General features: G+C 71.0%; 16 protein-coding genes and 1 pseudogene. 10 read left to right on the plus strand and 7 right to left on the minus strand.

All coding sequences use genetic code 11. The features are described 5' to 3' along the window. Positions 1-19: 19 nt before the first annotated feature. Positions 20-1,726 (minus strand): hypothetical protein, encoded by a 1,707-nt coding sequence (locus F1615_RS15195; RefSeq protein WP_149549497.1) that lies wholly within the window; start codon positions 1,724-1,726, stop codon positions 20-22. Positions 1,727-1,961: 235 nt separating this feature from the next. On the opposite strand from F1615_RS15195, the gene F1615_RS15200 reads away from it, so the two are divergent. After that, on the plus strand, positions 1,962-2,573 hold the full coding sequence (locus F1615_RS15200; protein WP_149549498.1) for a hypothetical protein: 612 nt from the start codon (positions 1,962-1,964) through the stop codon (positions 2,571-2,573). 111 nt (positions 2,574-2,684) lie between these two features. Then, positions 2,685-4,160, plus strand: a complete 1,476-nt coding sequence (locus tag F1615_RS15205; RefSeq protein ID WP_244328743.1) for a hypothetical protein — start codon at positions 2,685-2,687, stop codon at positions 4,158-4,160. 133 nt (positions 4,161-4,293) lie between these two features. Here F1615_RS15205 and F1615_RS36310 read toward each other — a convergent pair whose 3' ends face one another. Continuing rightward, a complete protein-coding gene (locus F1615_RS36310; RefSeq protein WP_244328744.1) occupies positions 4,294-4,458 on the minus strand; it encodes a hypothetical protein in 165 nt (54 codons plus the stop codon). Positions 4,459-4,680: 222 nt separating this feature from the next. Further along, positions 4,681-5,250 (minus strand): DUF6328 family protein, encoded by a 570-nt coding sequence (locus F1615_RS15220; protein ID WP_149549499.1) that lies wholly within the window; start codon positions 5,248-5,250, stop codon positions 4,681-4,683. Between the two features lie 346 nt (positions 5,251-5,596). Between F1615_RS15220 and F1615_RS15225 the strand changes: the two genes are divergently transcribed. Both F1615_RS15225 and F1615_RS15230 read left to right on the plus strand, forming a co-directional pair. Beyond that, on the plus strand, positions 5,597-6,124 hold the full coding sequence (locus F1615_RS15225) for a DinB family protein (RefSeq protein ID WP_149549500.1): 528 nt from the start codon (positions 5,597-5,599) through the stop codon (positions 6,122-6,124). A gap of 186 nt (positions 6,125-6,310) precedes the next feature. Beyond that, complete coding sequence (locus F1615_RS15230; protein WP_167533752.1) at positions 6,311-7,684, plus strand: serine/threonine-protein kinase; 1,374 nt, start codon at positions 6,311-6,313, stop codon at positions 7,682-7,684. A 52-nt stretch (positions 7,685-7,736) separates the two neighbouring features. Here the strand turns inward: F1615_RS15230 and F1615_RS15235 are convergent, their stop codons facing one another. Continuing rightward, positions 7,737-8,114, minus strand: coding sequence for an STAS domain-containing protein (locus F1615_RS15235; protein ID WP_149549501.1), 378 nt, complete (start codon positions 8,112-8,114; stop codon positions 7,737-7,739). 158 nt (positions 8,115-8,272) lie between these two features. Between F1615_RS15235 and F1615_RS15240 the strand changes: the two genes are divergently transcribed. Further along, positions 8,273-8,752, plus strand: a complete 480-nt coding sequence (locus F1615_RS15240; protein WP_149549502.1) for an ATP-binding protein — start codon at positions 8,273-8,275, stop codon at positions 8,750-8,752. A 63-nt stretch (positions 8,753-8,815) separates the two neighbouring features. Here F1615_RS15240 and F1615_RS15245 read toward each other — a convergent pair. The 3 genes and pseudogenes from F1615_RS15245 to F1615_RS35935 form a co-directional block, all read right to left on the minus strand. After that, a pseudogene (locus F1615_RS15245) lies at positions 8,816-9,760 on the minus strand (ADP-ribosylglycohydrolase family protein). A 147-nt stretch (positions 9,761-9,907) separates the two neighbouring features. Continuing rightward, positions 9,908-11,185, minus strand: a complete 1,278-nt coding sequence (locus tag F1615_RS15250; RefSeq protein WP_149549503.1) for an MFS transporter — start codon at positions 11,183-11,185, stop codon at positions 9,908-9,910. Continuing rightward, positions 11,182-11,511, minus strand: coding sequence for a rhodanese-like domain-containing protein (locus F1615_RS35935; protein WP_208818319.1), 330 nt, complete (start codon positions 11,509-11,511; stop codon positions 11,182-11,184). Before F1615_RS35935 ends, F1615_RS15250 begins: the two co-directional genes overlap by 4 nt. Before the next feature lie 53 nt (positions 11,512-11,564). Here F1615_RS35935 and F1615_RS15260 point away from each other — a divergent pair, with 53 nt between their 5' ends. The 5 genes from F1615_RS15260 to F1615_RS15275 all read left to right on the plus strand — a co-directional run bounded on the left by F1615_RS15260 (position 11,565) and on the right by F1615_RS15275 (position 16,752). Next, positions 11,565-12,242 carry an ArsR/SmtB family transcription factor gene (locus F1615_RS15260; protein ID WP_149549504.1) on the plus strand — a complete coding sequence of 226 codons (678 nt, stop codon included), beginning with the start codon at positions 11,565-11,567 and terminating at the stop codon, positions 12,240-12,242. A 176-nt stretch (positions 12,243-12,418) separates the two neighbouring features. After that, positions 12,419-13,687 (plus strand): MFS transporter, encoded by a 1,269-nt coding sequence (locus F1615_RS15265; RefSeq protein WP_149549505.1) that lies wholly within the window; start codon positions 12,419-12,421, stop codon positions 13,685-13,687. A gap of 87 nt (positions 13,688-13,774) precedes the next feature. Continuing rightward, a complete protein-coding gene (locus F1615_RS35630; RefSeq protein WP_167533753.1) occupies positions 13,775-13,942 on the plus strand; it encodes a hypothetical protein in 168 nt (55 codons plus the stop codon). A 375-nt stretch (positions 13,943-14,317) separates the two neighbouring features. After that, positions 14,318-16,060 (plus strand): lysyl oxidase family protein, encoded by a 1,743-nt coding sequence (locus tag F1615_RS15270; protein WP_149549506.1) that lies wholly within the window; start codon positions 14,318-14,320, stop codon positions 16,058-16,060. A gap of 206 nt (positions 16,061-16,266) precedes the next feature. Next, a complete protein-coding gene (locus F1615_RS15275; RefSeq protein WP_149549507.1) occupies positions 16,267-16,752 on the plus strand; it encodes a GNAT family N-acetyltransferase in 486 nt (161 codons plus the stop codon). The last annotated feature ends 19 nt before the right edge of the window (positions 16,753-16,771 follow it).

Consider the following 16,771-nt stretch of genomic DNA (forward strand, 5'->3'; position numbering starts at 1 on the left):
GTCTCGAGGTCCGCAGCCATCAGGTGAGTACGTCGCCGGTGCCTTCGGTGGCGCGGAGGAGTTGGTCGAGCCAGCCGGGTGCGGCCGGGTCGCCGGCGTCGGCGCGTTGACGCAGCCAGGTGAGCGCTCGGTCGGTGTGTCCGGAGTCGTACAGGAGCGTGACGGCCAGTCCGAGGGAGCCGGTGTCTCCGGTTTCGTTGGCGCGCTGGTACCAGGAGATGGCTTCCTCGACGCGACCGGCGCTGTGCAGGATGGTTCCGGCTGCCCGCAGCCCGTTGTGCTGGCCGGCGTCGAACGCGGCGGTGAACAGGTGCAGGGCGGGGGAGATGAGTCCGCGTTCACCGGCGGATTGGGCGAGGTCGGTCAGGTCGCTGCGGTGAGCGTGGTCGACCAGGGCCTCCCAGAAGCCTGTCGGGGCCGTGGAGAGTCGGCGGGTACTGCGACCGTGCTCCTCGAGGAAGTCGGCCAGGCGGTAGTGGGGTTGAGTGTGCTTGGGTGCTCCTCGCCGGGGGCGCATGCGGGTGAGCGGGCCGCGTGTGCCGCGCAGGGGGGCGGCGCAGTAGGCGAGGGCCTGTTCGAACCAGTCCTCGCGCAGGCCGTCCCATTCGGTGTCGGTGAGGTAGCTTTCGGCGGCGGCTTCCAGCAGTGCGTGAGGCAGGGCGATGTTGTGTCCCGCGGCCCTGGCGTCCATGGCGGCTTCGATCACGGCGCGGGCGTTCGCCGGGGCCGTGCGGTAGCGCTCCAGCAGAGCGGGGGCGCCGGCCAGGTACTGGGTGATGCGCCCGTCCTGGGCGTGCTGGACGGCGTGGCGCAGGCGTGGATCCCTTGGGGCCCGGTCGCGCAGGCGCTTGTAGTCCTCGCCGGTGAAGGCGCTGGGTACGGTGATTCCGGTTCCGGCGAGAAGGTAGCGGGCTTGCGCGTGCACATCCTCGGGGCCGCGCCGGAGGTCGGGTTCCTGCGTCAACTCGACCCAGTGCTCGGGCCAGATGGTGCCCAGGACCAGCACGGGGGCACAGGACGGTTCACGCAGCAGGGCCCGCAGCGCCGCCGCCACCCGTTCGCCCAGAACGGTTCCGGGCGTGTTGAGGTAGTGGTGCGTGTCGTTCAGCCACACCACGGTCCGCGGTCCGATGCCGCTGAGCCCGGTGAGAGCGGCTTCGGGGCGTCCCGGAACGATGGGATGCCACAGCCTCCAGTTCTCGGGCAGTTCCTGGACCGCCTCCCAGCAGGCGCGGGTCTTGCCGGTGGAGGAGTCCCCGATGAGAACGGTCATGCAGCTGGCCCCTCGTGCTGCCTGGGCCACCTTCTGTCGCAGTTCCTCGTCGTGGGCTCGCTCGACATACGCCGGCAGCGGCGGCAGACACTCAGGGAAGCCCCCTGTGCTGCTGTCGATGGCGCGGTGCACTTCCAGGACGAACGGGTCGGTGAACGACTTCAGCGGCTGCCCCAGAGGTGCCGCCAGGCGTGCCTTGATCCACAAGCTGCTGATCAGTAACACGAAGTCGTCCGCATCCCAGGCGGCACGCCGGGCCAGGACGACAGCCACAGCAGCGGCGTCGGACTGCTGCGCCGGGACCTGAGAGCCGTCCAGGCACTGCCGGATGGCCTCTGGAGTGGGGGCGCCCTCCAGTTCGCCGTCGCGTGCGACGTCGGCGGCCAGTTCTTCCAGGGCCGGGCTCCCGGCCGCCCGGTAGGCCTCGAACAGCGCGGTCTTGAACTCACGCACCGGACCCGGGCCCACTTGAGGCGCGCGCAGCACACGGGACGACCTCGCCCCTCCACCCCCGTTCGCCATGAGCCCATCATGCCCCGGCCATCGTCACCAAGGGTTGTTCCGGCAGGGAAAGGCAAGCCGTCCGGCAGTGCCCCGCATGCGGCCGGCCGCAGCCGGCACCAGCTGTGCCCGGGTTCCCGCTTTGAGACACTGCAGTCCAACGGAGGCTAGGTGGAGGGGAGTTCTGGTGGCACAGGAGCTTGTGACGGCCTGGATCGCGGCCGGTGCCGCGGTCGCCGGCGCGGTCGCCGGCGGCACGCTGACCGGATGGTTCACCTTGGCCTCCGCACGCAGACAGGCCCAGGGAGCCGTCGAAGCCGCCGTGCGCCAGGCCGACGCCGCCTGGGCAGCCGGCCGGCGTCAGGCCGACGCCGCCTGGGAAGCGGGCCGCCGCCAGGCCGAGGCAGCCTGGGAAGCCGGCCGTCTGCAGGCCGACGCCCAGCTCAGCGTGGCCCACCAGACCCTCACGGCCCAGACGATGGCCGCCCAGCACCAGGTGCGCCGTGCCGCCTACGTGTCCTTCCTCGCCAGAACCGACCTGGCCCGCCACAGATGGCAGGAATGGCAGAACGCCCTGGGTTCCGCGGATGCGACGACCCGGCGCGATGCCTACCGGGCGGCGCTGCGGGGCGTCGATGAGGCACTGAACGTCGTCCGCCTGGAGGGCCCCGACTCTGTCGCCGCCGCTGCGGAAGGTCTCGAGCAGGCGCTGGGCGACACCGCTGCCGGAGACCAACAGGCCGCGGCGCACTCGCGTTTTCTGCAGGCGGCCCGGGCGGCACTCGCCCCCACGCCGTAGAGGAAGCAGTTCGCCCGTGCCGCAGGCAGGCCACTTCCCGTGGGCAGACGTGGGCGGCTGTTCGTGGGAGACTCGGCGGCCAGGTGGCTGAGCCGGAGGGAGTTGCTCGCTGTGTCGGATGGCGCATTGCCGCCGGTTCACCTCATCAGGGTGCTGGAGGGCCTGGCAACGAACCCGATGCTGCCGCCGGACTTCGTCCGTCGTCTCCTGGCTCACCGTAAGGGCCATGGCAGTCTCGCCGGACGCCCGGATCTGAGCGACGGCATGATCGCGGAGATCATCGCCATGGACGAGCACTGGTTCACGCACTCGCTCGCGCTCAACCGCCGCCTGCCGCATGCTTTCCGGATGACGCTCGCCGGGCATCCGGATCCGGGGATCCGGGCGGCCCTGGTGGTCGGTGCGGACGGCGGCGCGCGCCGTGAGCTGTTCGAGCGGCTGCTCGGCGACCCCGACCCGCAGGTGCGCGAGCACCTGACGGGAAACGATCGCGTACCGGAGGATCTGCGTGCCCGGCTCGCGGCCGATCCGGAGCCCGGGGTCCGGGCCACGCTCGCCCAGTCGTGGACGCAGGCCCCCGAAACGGTACGCCGCCTGCTGCTGACTGACCCCGAGGACACGGTGCGTGCGGCAGCCTGCGCCACCTACTACCGGCACCTTCCTCACCCCGTGCCACCCGCCGACCTGCTCACGGCGCTGCTGGCCGACCCGGTCACGCGGGCCGGGGCCGTGCGCCACTGCACCCTCGACGCCGGCACGGCCCGCCGGCTGGCCGAGGACCCGGACCAGCACGTGCGGGAAGAGGTGGCAGGCCACCCCGGCCTCCCACCCCCGCTGCGCGACGTCCTGGCCGAGGACCCCAGCCCGCAGGTCCGCCTCCGTGTCTTCGCCCGCCGGGACACCCCGGAGCCCGCCCGGGCCGCGATCCACGCCCGGCTCCTGTCGGAGGTGCCGCCACGGGACTGGCTCACCGCTCCCACCGACCTGGACGACGACGCACTCGAACAACAGCTGATGAGCGAGATGGCGCGGATGCAGCTTCGGACACTGCGTCTGCCGTGGGTGACGGCCGACCCGCTGCCGCACGTGGACTCGCCCTACGCCTGCTTCCGCGCCTCGGCCGCCGGGTCGGACCGGCTTCCCGCGCCGGTCGTGGCCCGGCTGCTCGACGACGAGGACAGCGGCGTCCGCACGACGATGGCGCTGCACGCCCGGGACCGCATTGATCCGGCCACCGCCGAACGTATCGACCGCACCTACCGGCCGGAGAAGAAGACCCGGTGGCGTCCGGCCGACGATTTCCCCCTCCCGGCGGACGTCCTTCGGCGCCTGGCCACTGATCCCGACCCCAGGATGCGGCAGTTGGCCCCGCGCGACCCCGCCCTGCCGGTGGAACTCGTCCGCAGCCTGGCCGCCGATTCCGACCCCACTGTGCGCCACGCGATCGTGGCCCATCCCCGGCTTCCGGTCAGCGAGTTGGTGCGGCTGCTGACCGATCCGTCGGAACAGGTCGCCGCGGCCGCCGCCGCTCACCCCGGCCTGCCGACCGAGCACATGGACCGGATCCTGACCTGCGCAGGCCTGTGACAGCGACACGCGTGCGACAAGCGCCCCTTGGTATGCAGCAGCCCGTCCAGCGTGAGACGGCCTCGCGTTTGGCGGGGTCGTCGGTGAAAGTGCGTACCGCCAGATGGATGGTGGGCCGGTCGGACCGGGTCGGTCACGACGTGGGCCTCGCGCACAGCGAGGGGCCCAGCTCCCGCAGCTGTTCCACGACACGGTCTTTCGCGAGCTGCCCGGGGGAGAGGAACAGGCATTCGGCATCACCGTCCCGGATCGCCCGCCAGCCCCTGTCGGTGGCCGACTGCGACTGCTCGGAGTTCACGGCAGTCGCGTCCGGTGCCGCGCTGTGCTTCCGCCGTCGGCCGGGGCGGCGCCTTCGTGGACACCGACCCCGCCGACGACCGGGCCGTCATCGACCTGAACATCACCACGACCGTCCGGCTGGCCGGGTCGCTGAAAGCCGCGGAACCGGGACCGGCGAGAACGCCGGTCCCAGGCAATGAGAGGTGGGTGAGCGCCGACGCGCGACGGACGGCCGTTTGCGCTACGCCTCGTCGGCGCCGGAACGGCGAGCGGCGCGACGTCGTATGCGCAAGGGCAGCGCGTACCAGCAGAGTCCGAACCACAGCATGACCCCGACGACGAGTACTTCGGCGAGGACGCCGGGAACCACGAAACGCAGGATGAGGAGCAGCGTGCAGCCGATGGTCAGCGCGAGCAGGACCATGCCGCACATCATCAGGCGACAGGCGGCCTCCACCACCTCGTCCTTCATCCGCTGGCCGGACAGGAAGCGGTGGATGGAGACGGGCGCTATGAGCGCTCCCGTGGCCGAAGCACCGAGTACCACGGTGGTGACGTAGATGACGTGGTCCACCGTTCCTAGCTCCCGGAACAGCGGGGTGAAGGCCACGCTCAGCAGGAAGCCGAAGAGGATCTGCACGCCGGTCTGGGTGACCCGCGTCTCCTGCAGGACCTCGTTCCAGCGGCGGTTGACCCGCTCACGCGGGGACTCCGGCGCCTCGCCACCGGCCCCCGGACCGTGACCGTCGTGGTGTGCGCAGCGCGCGGCTTCCTCCTCCACCAGCGTGGCCGACTGCTCCGTCATCGTCATGGCACCCTCCCGGTCGCAGGCCGTCCGTCTGCCCCGTCTTCGACGTCTTCATGCAGGTCATGCGGCAGGAAGGGCCGATCTCACTGCTGCGGTCAGAGGGGACGCCGCACACGACGACTTCGTGGCCGGGATGAGCTGTCGTGCCGGCGCGCGGATGCCCTGACCTGACGGGTGACGAGTGACGGTCGAGTACGAGTGGCGGGGCGGCTTCGACAACGCCAGTACCAGCAAGCCGCAGCTACGCCCCTGACTGGGCGTCACCGGCGCTCCAGGAAAGGGGTGTGCCGCATGTTCGTCGTCGGCGAAGACGGTCGTGGGCCACGACAACGGATGCCACGGTGGGCTCATGAATACGACACCGGATGGACGGCCCATCCCGCCCGCGCATGCCGACGAGCGCGCCATGCTGGACGCATGGCTGGACTTTCACCGTGCGACTCTCGCCCTGAAGTGTTCGGGCCTCGAAGAGGATCAGTTACGCCTCGCTGCGGCGTCACCCTCGTCGATGACACTGCTGGGTCTCGTCCAGCACATGGCTGTGGTGGAACGCAACTGGTTTCAGCGTATATTCGCAGGTCAAGATGTCTCTCCGGTCTTCGGGGAGACCAACCTCGACGGTTTTTCCCTTCGGCCGGAAGGCGGGCTCGATGAGGCGCTGGCTGTGTGGCAGGCGGAGGTCGCCCGAGGCCGTGAACTGATCGCTGACGCGGCGCTGGACGATTCCGGCCGTCTGTCCGAACGGGAAGCGGGGCACGTCGGCGACCGGAGCGTCTCCCTGCGCTGGATCATGGTGCACATGATCGAGGAATACGCGCGTCACAACGGTCATGCCGACCTCATCCGCGAACAGATCGACGGAGTCACCGGCGAATGAGACGCGCTTGCGGATGACGGGCCGGTCGACGTCGACGGAGTAGGCGAAGTCGCGCTGACATTCCCTCGCTGGGTTCGTCCGACTCCCGCCCCCAGGCGTTGCCCGGCCTCTCGTGGGTACGCGTGTCCGGTATCCCGTCGGCCACGAGTCCTTGTACGGACCCTCTTTGAAGCAGTGGGAGATGAAATGAGGCTCCGCGAGTCGGCTTTGGCATTGGCCTCCCGGTATTCCGCCGACGTGCTGGCCGGGCGATATCGCCTGGACGCGTTCATCGGCTCGGGTGGTGCCGCCGACGTCCACCGGGGTCTCGACCTGCGTCTGCGACGACCGGTGGCCGTCAAGGTCTTCCGGCCCGGCGCCGGTGTGGACATGGAGGAACGTTTCCAGAGCGAAGCGGTGATTCTGGCCAGGCTGCAGCATCCCGGGCTGGTCACCGTCTATGACACCGGACGGCACCACGACCGCGCCTACCTCGTCATGCAGCTGATCGAAGGCCCCACGCTGAAGGGTCGCATCGCCAAGGGGCCTCTGTCCCCCGATGAGACGGCCGCGCTCGGCGCCGGCCTTGCCGCGGCTCTGGCCCACACGCATGAAGCGGGGATCGTTCACCGTGATGTGAAGCCGTCCAACATCATCCTGGATGAGTCCGGGCGTCCTCACCTGACCGACTTCGGTATTTCCCGGCTGCTCGACGGTACGACGCACACCGCCACCGGCACGCTCATCGGCACAGCCGCGTATCTGTCCCCCGAGCAGGTGCTCGGCCGGCCCGTCGGCCAGGCCGTCGACGTCTACGCCCTCGGTCTCGTCCTCCTCGAGTGCCTCACGGGCAGGCTCGAGTACGGCGGCGGTCCCCTTGAGGCCGCGATCGCACGACTGCACCGTCAGCCGGTACTGCCCGACTCCCTGCCGAAGGACTTCGCGGCCCTGCTGCGGCACATGACCGCCCTGGAGGAGTGGAACCGCCCTCCGGCACACGAGTGTGCCCGGATACTGACCTCGCTGGCCGGTACCGCACGTTCTGCATCCGTCCCGTCCGTGACCCAGGCCACGAGCTTCACGCCGATTCGGAAACCGGCACGGGACGCCGAGCCCACGCACCTGAACCCCTTGCCCGCGGTCAGCGCGACCGAGCGGAAAACGGCGGCCCCGCGGCGGCGCGCCCTCATCGCCAGTGGAACGGCCGCGCTCGCGGCCGTCTTGACCACCGCCGTCGCTGTCTCCGACGGCCCTTCACGAAATGACGCAACACCTGTGGCCCCGTCGTCGTCCATCCCCGATACCCCGGCCGAGCCGCACCGCGACGCCCCCGCGGTGCGGAGCCCACGTTCCGCCCCGGCCGACCCGAGCCGGAGTGCAGCCACCGAGGCAGCCGCACACCGCACCGCGGCCCCGACGCTCCACCCCGGCTCGGACGGCACTGAGGGCCGCCTGACCACGGACTCCTCCCATACGGGAAACGGGACCAGGACAAAGGCCCCCGGCGAACAACACGCCAAGTCCGAAACGGCTCGGAAGAACCAGGGAAAGGGTCAGAAGGGAGGGAGCAAGGAGCGGTGATCCCGGCTACCGGGGCAGGCACCGCCTGGTTCTCCCGGCTGGGCGCGCGGCGTCAGGGAATGAGTGCCTGGCGGAGGGTGGGATGGCAGTCGATGACGCCGTCGACACCGGTGAGCTGCAGGACCCGCAGGACGGAGTCGGTGGGTCCGGCCAGGCGCAGCCAGCCGCTGGCTGCGGTGATGGCCCGGTGGGCGGAGATGAGGATGTTGATGCCGCTGGAGTCCATGAAGGTAACGCCGCGCATGTCCAGCACGACGTGCGGGTGGGCGGCGTCGGAGACGTCCAGGGCCTGCCTGAGCTGATCGCCGGTGTGGTGGTCGATCTCCCCGGACAGGGTCAGCAGGCGAATGCCGTCGGTGGCGGTGGCCACGACCGACAGCCCGCCCATCTGGTGTGCCTGCTCGGCATTCGGTCTGGGTGTTTCAGCCATACTGGTGATACTTCCATACTGGAAGCTTCATCATGGGTGTCATCCCGCCCCTCTGGGTGACGCGTTCTGTGTGACGTAACCGGCACCGGGCGCGCGGCATGGGCCGTGAACGCGAGGGTAAGGGCGAGGGCGTGTACGGGGTGGCAGAAATGAACGCGATGGATTCAGTGTCCGCGGGCGGTGACGGTAGCCTGCCGCGCGAGCGCGCCATACGGACGACGGTGGCCTTGGACGGCGGTGGCGCGGACATTGCCCACGCCCGTCACCTGGCTGTCGGCTTCCTCACCCGGGTGCAGGCCGAGCACGGCCTGCCCGTCTCGCAGCGCGCCATGGACGTGACGCAGCTGGTGGTCAGCGAGCTCGTCACCAACGCTCGCAAGTACGCGCCCGGCCCGGTGCTGCTGGACCTGCGGATCGCCGGCGACACGGTCGAGGTAGTGGTGTGGGATTCCGAGCCGGTGCTGCCGATCGCCCGGTCCGCCGACGCCGGGCGGGTGGGGCAGCACGGGCTGGAGATCGTGATGGCCGTCGCCCAGGGCTTCGAGGCCCAGCGGGAGCCGTTCGGCAAACGCATCACCGTCCGGATCGCCCTTCTGGACGAACCGGACAGTGACCTCGCCGGGCACGGCACCGTGTAGGCCCTGGCCCCTCGGGGCAGAGACGGCCCGCACACCGGGCACGTCGTTGCATCGTTCGGCTGATCACCGTCTTTCATGATCCGCCCCGAGGCGGTCTGCCAGGTGGAGCAGATCTGCCAGGCGCAGCACCCGTCCGTCGAAGCCGGGCAGGGGGACATGGAGCGGCTGGGTCCAGCGGACGGGGATGGCCTCCAGCCCGTGGTACGCCCCCGCAAGACCTCCGGTCACGGCGGCGACGGTGTCCGTGTCACCGCCGAGGTCGACCGCCGCGCGTATCGCGTCTTCGAAGCCGGTGGTGCTGCGCAGGGCCCAGACGGCGGAGCCCAGGCAGGGCCAGACGGCCCCGTTGAACTCGGTGGCTTGATCGGGGTGCCAGTCGGGCGCGAGGACGGTGGCATAGCGGCCGCGGTGGTCGGGGTGGAGGAGAGCGAGGATGTCCGGGAGCGCGGCGAGGGGATCGGCGTCCTCGAGGGTGACGCGGATGAGTTCGTGGAAGATCGCGGTGCCTTCCCAGGCCGCGCGGTCCCCGTGCGTGAGGGCAGCGATCCGGCGGGCCGCGTCCATGGTGGCTTCTCTGCCGACCGGCGCGAAATGGACCGCGGAGGTCGATGCCCGCATCAAAGAACCGTTCCCCGCTGCTCGCCGGTTGACCTGGAAATGGATCGCGGCGGCGAGGTCCCAGGGCATGCCGTTGGTCAGGACGTCTTCGGTCTGCAGGCCGATGTCCTTCGGTTCCGATGCCGCCCACCGCTAGAAGCGGGTGAAGATGTCCGGCAGATCCAGTCCGCCCCGCTCCAGCAGCGACTCGGCGACCAGGACGGCCATCTGCGTGTCGTCGGTCGCCTCACCGGGGTCCCAGCCGCCGCCTCCGCACATCTCGCCACCGGCACCGGGTGTGGGAAACCGCGCGGAGAACGCTCCCTGGGGACCGAACTCGAAAGGACCGCCCAGCGCGTCACCCACCGCCGAGCCGACGATCGCGCCGGCCGCCCGCTGCATCCGCTTCATCCGCGCAGGCTATCCGTGCCGCTCCGACGGCAGGGCAGCCCCGCTTCCTCCTTCGGCTCCCGCACCGTCGGCGGCGAACGCGTCGCGTCCGGCGCCGCGTGACACACCCGGCCTGAGACACCCGCAGGGAGGGCCGCCGTCGGCCGCTCAGCCCTTCGTGTGTTCAGTGATCCAGCGCGCGGCGAGGAGTCCGGAGGCTGCGGTGAGGACGGCGGCCGCGATGACGGTGGCGTTCAGGCCGAGCGCGTCACCGAGGACGCCGGCGACGAGCGCGCCCGCGGCGTAGCCGATGTCGCGCCAGAACCGGTAGGTGCCCAGGGCGTTGGCCCGCCAGGCCGGGTGGGCGTGGTCGGAGATGGACGCGATGAGGGCCGGGTAGACCATGGCGGTGCCCAGGCCGAGCGCGACCGCGGACAGGATCCCCGCGAGCAGGGGCCGGTCCAGCAGAGCGAGGGCGAGGACGAAGCCGAAGGCCTGGACGAGCATTCCGTAGACGATGAGGGGTTTGCGACCGGCGCGGTCGGCGAGGTGGCCGGTCGGGATCTGCCCCAGCCCCCACAGGATCGGATAGAGGCCCTTGATCAGACCGACGGCGGCCAGGCCGAGCCCGCGGTCGGTGAAGAGCAGGGGGAAGACGCCCCAGGTGAGGCCGTCGTTGAGGTTGTTGATGAACCCGGCCTGACTGGCGCCGCGCAGGGAGCGGTCGCTCCAGGAGGTGCGAATGAAGGCGGCCTTCGGACCGGTGTCCTCGCCGGCCGGCAACGGCTTGGCGTGGTGGGCGAGTTCGAGGGCGACATGGGCGGCGGTGTCACGGACCACGAGGGCCAGCGCCAGTCCCGCGACGACGAAGACGATGCCGATGAGTTCGGGGACGGGCCGCAGACCGTAGCTGGTGGCGAGGTAGCCGGTGAGCAGGGCGGTGACACCGACCGCGGTGTACCCGGCGGCTTCGTTCAGGCCGGTGGCCAGGCCGCGCCGGGAGGGGCCGACGAGGTCGATCTTCATGTTGACGGTCATCGACCAGGTCAGACCCTGGTTCAGGCCGAGCAGGACGTTGGCGGCGACGATCCAGCCCCAGGAGGGTGCCCAGGCGAGCGCGAAGGGGACGGGGATGCCGAGCAGCCAGCCGGCCACCAGTAGCTGCTTGCGGCGGAAGCGGGCGGTGAGCGCTCCGGCGGCGAGGTTGGTCAACGCCTTGGTGACGCCGAAGGCGATGATGAAGGAGAACACGGCCAGGTCGCTGGTCAGGCCGAAGGTCTCGGAGCCGATCAGCGGCACGGTGGTGCGCTCCAGGCCGACCAGGCCGCCGACGCAGACGTTGACGATGACCAGCAGGGTGAACTGCAGCCAGTTCTCACGCAGTCCGAGCCGTACGGGCCGCCCGGCGGCGTCGGTCGGCGTCGTGGCCGCAGGGGTGGCGTTCATGAACGGCTGTCCTCCGCCCCCTGGGCGAGCCGCTGGCCGTGGGTGGTGGCGTAGTCGTCCGGTCCGCCGTCGAGGACCGCGATATCGGTGTGGCCGGCCCGCTCCAGGAGGCCGGCGCCGGTCATGGCGCGCTCGCCGTGCCCGCAGGCCACGGCCGCGCCGGCGGCCGGCGGGGACGTCGGCGGTGACGAGGGGCGCGGTGGCAGTAGCCGGTCGAACTGGGTGGCGCTGTTGCCCGGCCCTTCGTCGACGACGGGCATGAGGTGATCGTCCGCGAAGCCCACGGCGTCCTCCAAGATCTCGGGAACGGGGGAGTGGGGTCGCACCGTCACACCCTCCGGACTCAACTACACTAATCCATGGATTTATGGAGGATGTCATGTCGGAGTACATGAAGAGCGCGACGAAGGCCCGGCTGTACGACGCCTTCGCGGCCAGCGGCAAGGCGCTGGCCAGCGGAAAGCGCCTGGAGCTGCTGGATCTGCTGGCCCAGGGCGAGCGCACCGTCGACGCGCTGGCGAAGGCTGCCGGGCTCAACCTGACCACCGCGTCCGCGCATCTCCAGACGCTCAAGCAGGCCGGGTTCGTCACGACCCGCCGTGAGGGCGTGCGCATCCACTACCGGCTGGCGGGCGACGACGTCGCCCAGCTGTTCGCGCTGCTGCGCAAGGTCGCCGAGGCCCACCAGTCCGCCGTACCCGCCGCGCGCGACGCCTACCTCGGCGAGGACACCTCCGCCGAGCTCAGCCGTGCGGAACTGCGGGTCCGCATCGCCGCCGGAGATGTCGTCGTGCTCGACGTACGGCCGGTCGCAGAGTACCGGGCCGGGCACATCCCCGGCGCCCTCTCCATCCCGGTCGACGAGCTGCCCGGCCGGATCAACGAGCTGCCCGAGGACATGGAGATCGTCGTCTACTGCCGCGGCGAGTACTGCGTCCTCGCCCACGACGCCGTACGGCTGCTGACCGACCGCGGCCGCCGCGCGATCCGCCTCAACGACGGCATGCTCGAGTGGCGCCTGTCGGAGCTGCCCGTCGACGCCCCGGGCCTGACGTGAGGGGCATCCCCACCGACCTCGCCCAAACCCTCGGAGGCATGTGAACCCACCCCGCGCCCAGGTCCGCCGCGCTGCCCGTCCGGCACCGGCCGGTGCCACGACCGCCCCTCCCGCCAGGACCGACCGAGCCCTCTCTGCCGGTCCCGCACCCTCCACCACCGCTCCGGAAACGAGACATGACCAGTACCGCGCCCACCGGCACGACGGCCTCCATACCCGACCCTGCTCAGGCCCAGCGCCGGATCCTGCGTGTTCTGGTCGCCTCCCAGGTCCTCAGCGGCGCAGGGCTCGCCGCGGGCGTCACCGTCGGCGCCCTCCTCGCCCAGGACATGCTCGGCTCCACGAGCCTCGCCGGCGTGCCCAGCGCCCTGTTCACCGCCGGATCCGCTCTCGCTGCCATCGCCGTCGGCCGCATCTCCCAGGCCCGCGGCCGCCGTCCCGGCCTCACGACCGGCTACTTCACCGGGGCACTCGGCTCGGCCGGCGTCATCGCCGCCGCCGTCGCGGACAACCCCGTTCTGCTGTTCATCGCCCTGTTCGTCTACGGAGCGGGCACCGCAACCAACCTCCAGGCCCGCTACGCCGGAGCCGACCTCGCCGCCCCCGGCCACCGCGCCCGCGCCGTCTCCACCGTCCTCGTCGCCACCACCCTCGGCGGCGTCGCCGGACCCAACCTCGCCGCCCCGACCGGCGACCTGGCCGAAACCCTCGGCATACCCAGCCTCGCCGGGCCCTTCATCCTCTCCGGCCTCGCCTACGCCCTCGCCGCCCTCGCCCTCGCCGTCTGGCTGCGGCCCGATCCACTCGTCATGGCCCGCGCCCTCGCTGAGTCCAAGGACCCCGTAGCCGCCGCAGCTACGACCGCCGCCGACAACGAGGTGGACACACGGGAAGGGCGCGGAGGCGTCGTCCTCGGCGCGCTCGTCATGGTCCTCACTCAGCTCGTGATGGTCGCGATCATGACGATGACGCCGGTCCACATGCACGACCACGGCCACGGCACGGCCGCCTCCGGACTCGTCATCGCCATCCACATCGGCGCCATGTACCTGCCCTCGCCGCTCACCGGCTGGCTCGCCGACCGCTACGGCCGCATGAAGATCGCAGCCGCCTCCGGCGTCACCCTCCTGGCCTCCGGCATCCTCGCCGCCTCCGCGCCAGGCGACTCCGTCGCTCTCCTCGCGCTCGCCCTGGCCCTGCTGGGGCTGGGCTGGAACTTCGGCCTCGTGTCCGGCACCGCGATCATCACGGACACCGTGCCGCTGGCCACCCGCGCCAAGACCCAGGGCCTGGTCGACGTCTCCATCGCCCTGGCCGGCGCCACCGGCGGCATGGCCTCCGGCATCATGGTCGCCGCGACGAGCTACCCCGCCCTCGCCCTCACCGGCGGCGTCCTCTCCCTCGCCCTGCTGCCCGCCGTCGCCGCCACCGCCTACCGCCGCTGAACCACGAAACGTCGAGCCCTGTAACAGCGACCGGCCCCGGACCGCCGGATCCGGGCCGTCGCAGGCTCCCGACCGGGCCATGTGGCGGTGAGCAGGTGGCTGGCGGCCTCGCTGCTGACCGGACACGGCGCCTTCGGTCCGCCCGTTCCCGTCCCGGAGGACCCGCAGAGCGGGTCCGCGTTCCACGCCAGTCCCGAGGGCGACGACCACGCCGACGGCCGCACCAGGGCGGAGCGCGTCCTCCCGGCTCCCTGAGCATCGGCCGGGGGAGGCCGGGAGCACCGGCAGGCCCGTCGTGCTCGACTCCGCGGGCGTGGTCGGCCCTGCGCCGCTGACGGGGCCCGGGGTGCAGTGGGCTGCGCGGCGGGTTGGCAGGTGCCGCTCAGGCCGACGCAGGTGCCCGCCATAGTGTGGACGGCGGCCGGCTCCGGATACCGCGGCCGGATCTCGTTCGCCACGACGGCATTCGGCCAACACGCCACCGATTTGCCTCTCCCGGACAACCGAGAGGCAGGCCCGTTCCTCTGACAGCGGGGCACAGCAAGAGCCTCTCAGCGTGCCGGCCCGGCGAAACCTGCCGGCCGAGTCGCGCCGGCTGCTTTTCCCACAGCGACGGAGGACGAGGGAACAATGACCAGAACGCGCACCACCCGGCTGCGGCGTCCGCTGTTAGCCGGCGCCGTGGCCGTCGCCGTGACGGCCGGCATCGCGGCCGCGGCGCCGGAGCGGGCGAATGCGGAGACGGGCCTCGAGCTGAGCCTTGTCGCGGCGACCACTTCGGTGACGCTCACCTCCTGGAAGGAGGAGCCGGGCGTGTACTTGGACATCGGTACGTACCTCACCGCCGAGGGGATGCCGCTGGAGCTCAAGGTGACCCGGAAGTCCTACAAGGACCCGGTGACCGTCACCCAGACCGTGTACGAGGGTGGCAAGGCCACGGCCAGGAAGTTGCCCCCGGGAACCGTGAAGGACTTCTCCGGGCTGCCCGGCTTCGTAGACATCACTCTCACCGACAAGGCCGGCAAGAAGGTCCTCAGCCGCAGCGAGGACTTCTGCCCGAACAACGCCAGCGGCCGCGTACGGCCCGACGCCCCCGCCACCTCCAAGTATCCGGAGAGCTGCCCCACCAACCCCTTCACCCTCGGCTCTGTATGGGGTGTCGAGAAGGGCTGGGCGGCCAACACCTACGCGGGCTCCTACACGGAGCCGGTCCAGCTGCCGGCCGGTACGTACACGGCCAATGTCCGTGTGGCCAAGAAGTACCGTGACCTGTTCGGCATCGACGGCAAGGCGGCCACGGTGAAGGTGACCGTGGTGGAACGGAGCTTCGAGGAGGAAGAGGGCACCACCGAGGCGGTGCCCCGGTCGGCGCGGGCCGGCGAGCACGCCGGGCACGATGCCGGTCACCGGGCGCCGGGCGCGCACATGGGGCACGGGCCGGGCCACGCCCCGGCTCAGGCCGCCGCGCCGGCGACGAGCGGCGCAGGTCCCTCGTACAACGTGGGACACGGTCCGCTGACCGCCGCGCCGCCGGCCCTGCCGTGGGCGCTGAAGAAGAAGCAGCAGGCCGCGCTCTCCCCGCGGGCCGGTGACACCGGCGGCCAGACCGACGGCTCGCGTCAGGCGCCCGCCCTCACACCGCTGTCGAAGCGACCCGCCGGCAAGCCCTCCGTCCCCGCCGTCCCCAAGCCGGACCTGCGCTCTCTGCCGGCCTACGGCATCGTCGTCAGCGACGGCGACAAGGACATCCCGGGCAAGGACCACCTGGCGTTCAGCGCCAACGTCTGGAACGCCGGCCCGGCGCAGCTCGTGGTCGACGGGTTCCGCTCGCCGGGCAAGGCCACGATGGATGCCTACCAGTACTTCTACGATGCCAAGGGCAAGCAGGTCGGCTACACCCCGACCGGCACCATGGAGTGGGACCCGCGCCCGGGGCACATGCACTGGCACTTCACCGACTTCGCCAGCTACCGGCTGCTGAAGGCGGACAGGAAGGAGGCCGTGCGCAGCGGCAAGGAGGCCTTCTGTCTGGCCAACACCGACGCGGTCGACTACACGGTGAAGAACGCCAACTGGCACCCGAACAACACGGATCTGGCCACCGCCTGTGGTGAGGAGAACTCGATCTCCGTCCGCGAGGTGCTGGACGTCGGCTCCGGTGACACCTACACCCAGGACCTGCCGGGCCAGTCCTTCGACATCACCGATGTGCCCAACGGCACGTACTACATCCAGGTCCTGGCCAATCCGGAGAAGCGGCTGAAGGAGACCGACCTCGGCAACAACAGTGCCCTGCGGAAGATCGTTCTCGGAGGCAAGCCGGGCAAGCGGACGGTGACCGTGCCGCCACACGACCTGGTCAACGCGAACTGACCCCCGCCAAGTCAACTGCTCAGGAGCGCCGCCGCCGGACTCCCGGCGGCGGCACGTCCGTTGGCGATCTCTCCCTGTCCTTGTGGGAGCGGGCTCGCTGTCGCTCGCCGCCCGGCCCGGCCGTCGCCATCAGGGGCGCTGAACTGCGCTTCCGTCCACCGCAATTGTGGTTGACCGGGTGCGGCGAGCACCTGTTTGCTGTGCCGGTGACCCACCTTCGTATCCAAGCGGTGGACGACGAGGCCTCGATCCACGACTGGCAGTACGTCCACAACGTGATCATCCCTGGCGATGTGCTGTCGCTCGACGATGTCCGTGCCCGCGTGGCCCGCAACCGCATGGAGGTCGCCTACCTGGATGACGTCCTGATCGGCTGCACCACCGTGCGTCCGCCCACCGAGGACAACGGCGCCACCGCCACGGTCATTGTCCGCGTCCTGCCCGGGTTTCGCCGCCGCGGCCTCGGTACCCGGCTCTACGAGCGCGCCCTGGCACAGGCGCACGCGCTGGACGCCCGGGTGATCGAGACCGTGGTGCTGGCCTCCAACCCGGACGGGCTCCGCTTCGCAGGCCGGCACGGCTTCGTCGAACTGGAGCGTTACCTGCTGCGCGAGGGCGACTCCGTGCCCTGGATCGACCTGCGCCTGGACGATCCGCGGGGACGGGTTCCCGCAGCGTGTCAGCCGGAGTGATCGCAGGTCCCGTCGGACG

The sequence above is a fragment of the Streptomyces marokkonensis genome, assembly GCF_008312835.1.
GTDB lineage: Bacteria > Actinomycetota > Actinomycetes > Streptomycetales > Streptomycetaceae > Streptomyces > Streptomyces marokkonensis_A.

What these genes read in the sequence shown, in the direction of transcription:
- F1615_RS15220 (WP_149549499.1), bottom strand. Translation starts at nt 5,250, where the DNA reads ATGACGATGACGGAGCAGTCGGCCACGCTGGTGGAGGAGGAAGCCGCG.
- F1615_RS15225 (WP_149549500.1), top strand. Translation starts at nt 5,597, where the DNA reads ATGAATACGACACCGGATGGACGGCCCATCCCGCCCGCGCATGCCGAC.
- F1615_RS15230 (WP_167533752.1), top strand. Translation starts at nt 6,311, where the DNA reads ATGAGGCTCCGCGAGTCGGCTTTGGCATTGGCCTCCCGGTATTCCGCC.
- F1615_RS15235 (WP_149549501.1), bottom strand. Translation starts at nt 8,114, where the DNA reads ATGGCTGAAACACCCAGACCGAATGCCGAGCAGGCACACCAGATGGGC.
- F1615_RS15240 (WP_149549502.1), top strand. Translation starts at nt 8,273, where the DNA reads ATGGATTCAGTGTCCGCGGGCGGTGACGGTAGCCTGCCGCGCGAGCGC.
- F1615_RS15250 (WP_149549503.1), bottom strand. Translation starts at nt 11,185, where the DNA reads ATGAACGCCACCCCTGCGGCCACGACGCCGACCGACGCCGCCGGGCGG.
- F1615_RS15260 (WP_149549504.1), top strand. Translation starts at nt 11,565, where the DNA reads ATGTCGGAGTACATGAAGAGCGCGACGAAGGCCCGGCTGTACGACGCC.
- F1615_RS15265 (WP_149549505.1), top strand. Translation starts at nt 12,419, where the DNA reads ATGACCAGTACCGCGCCCACCGGCACGACGGCCTCCATACCCGACCCT.
- F1615_RS15270 (WP_149549506.1), top strand. Translation starts at nt 14,318, where the DNA reads ATGACCAGAACGCGCACCACCCGGCTGCGGCGTCCGCTGTTAGCCGGC.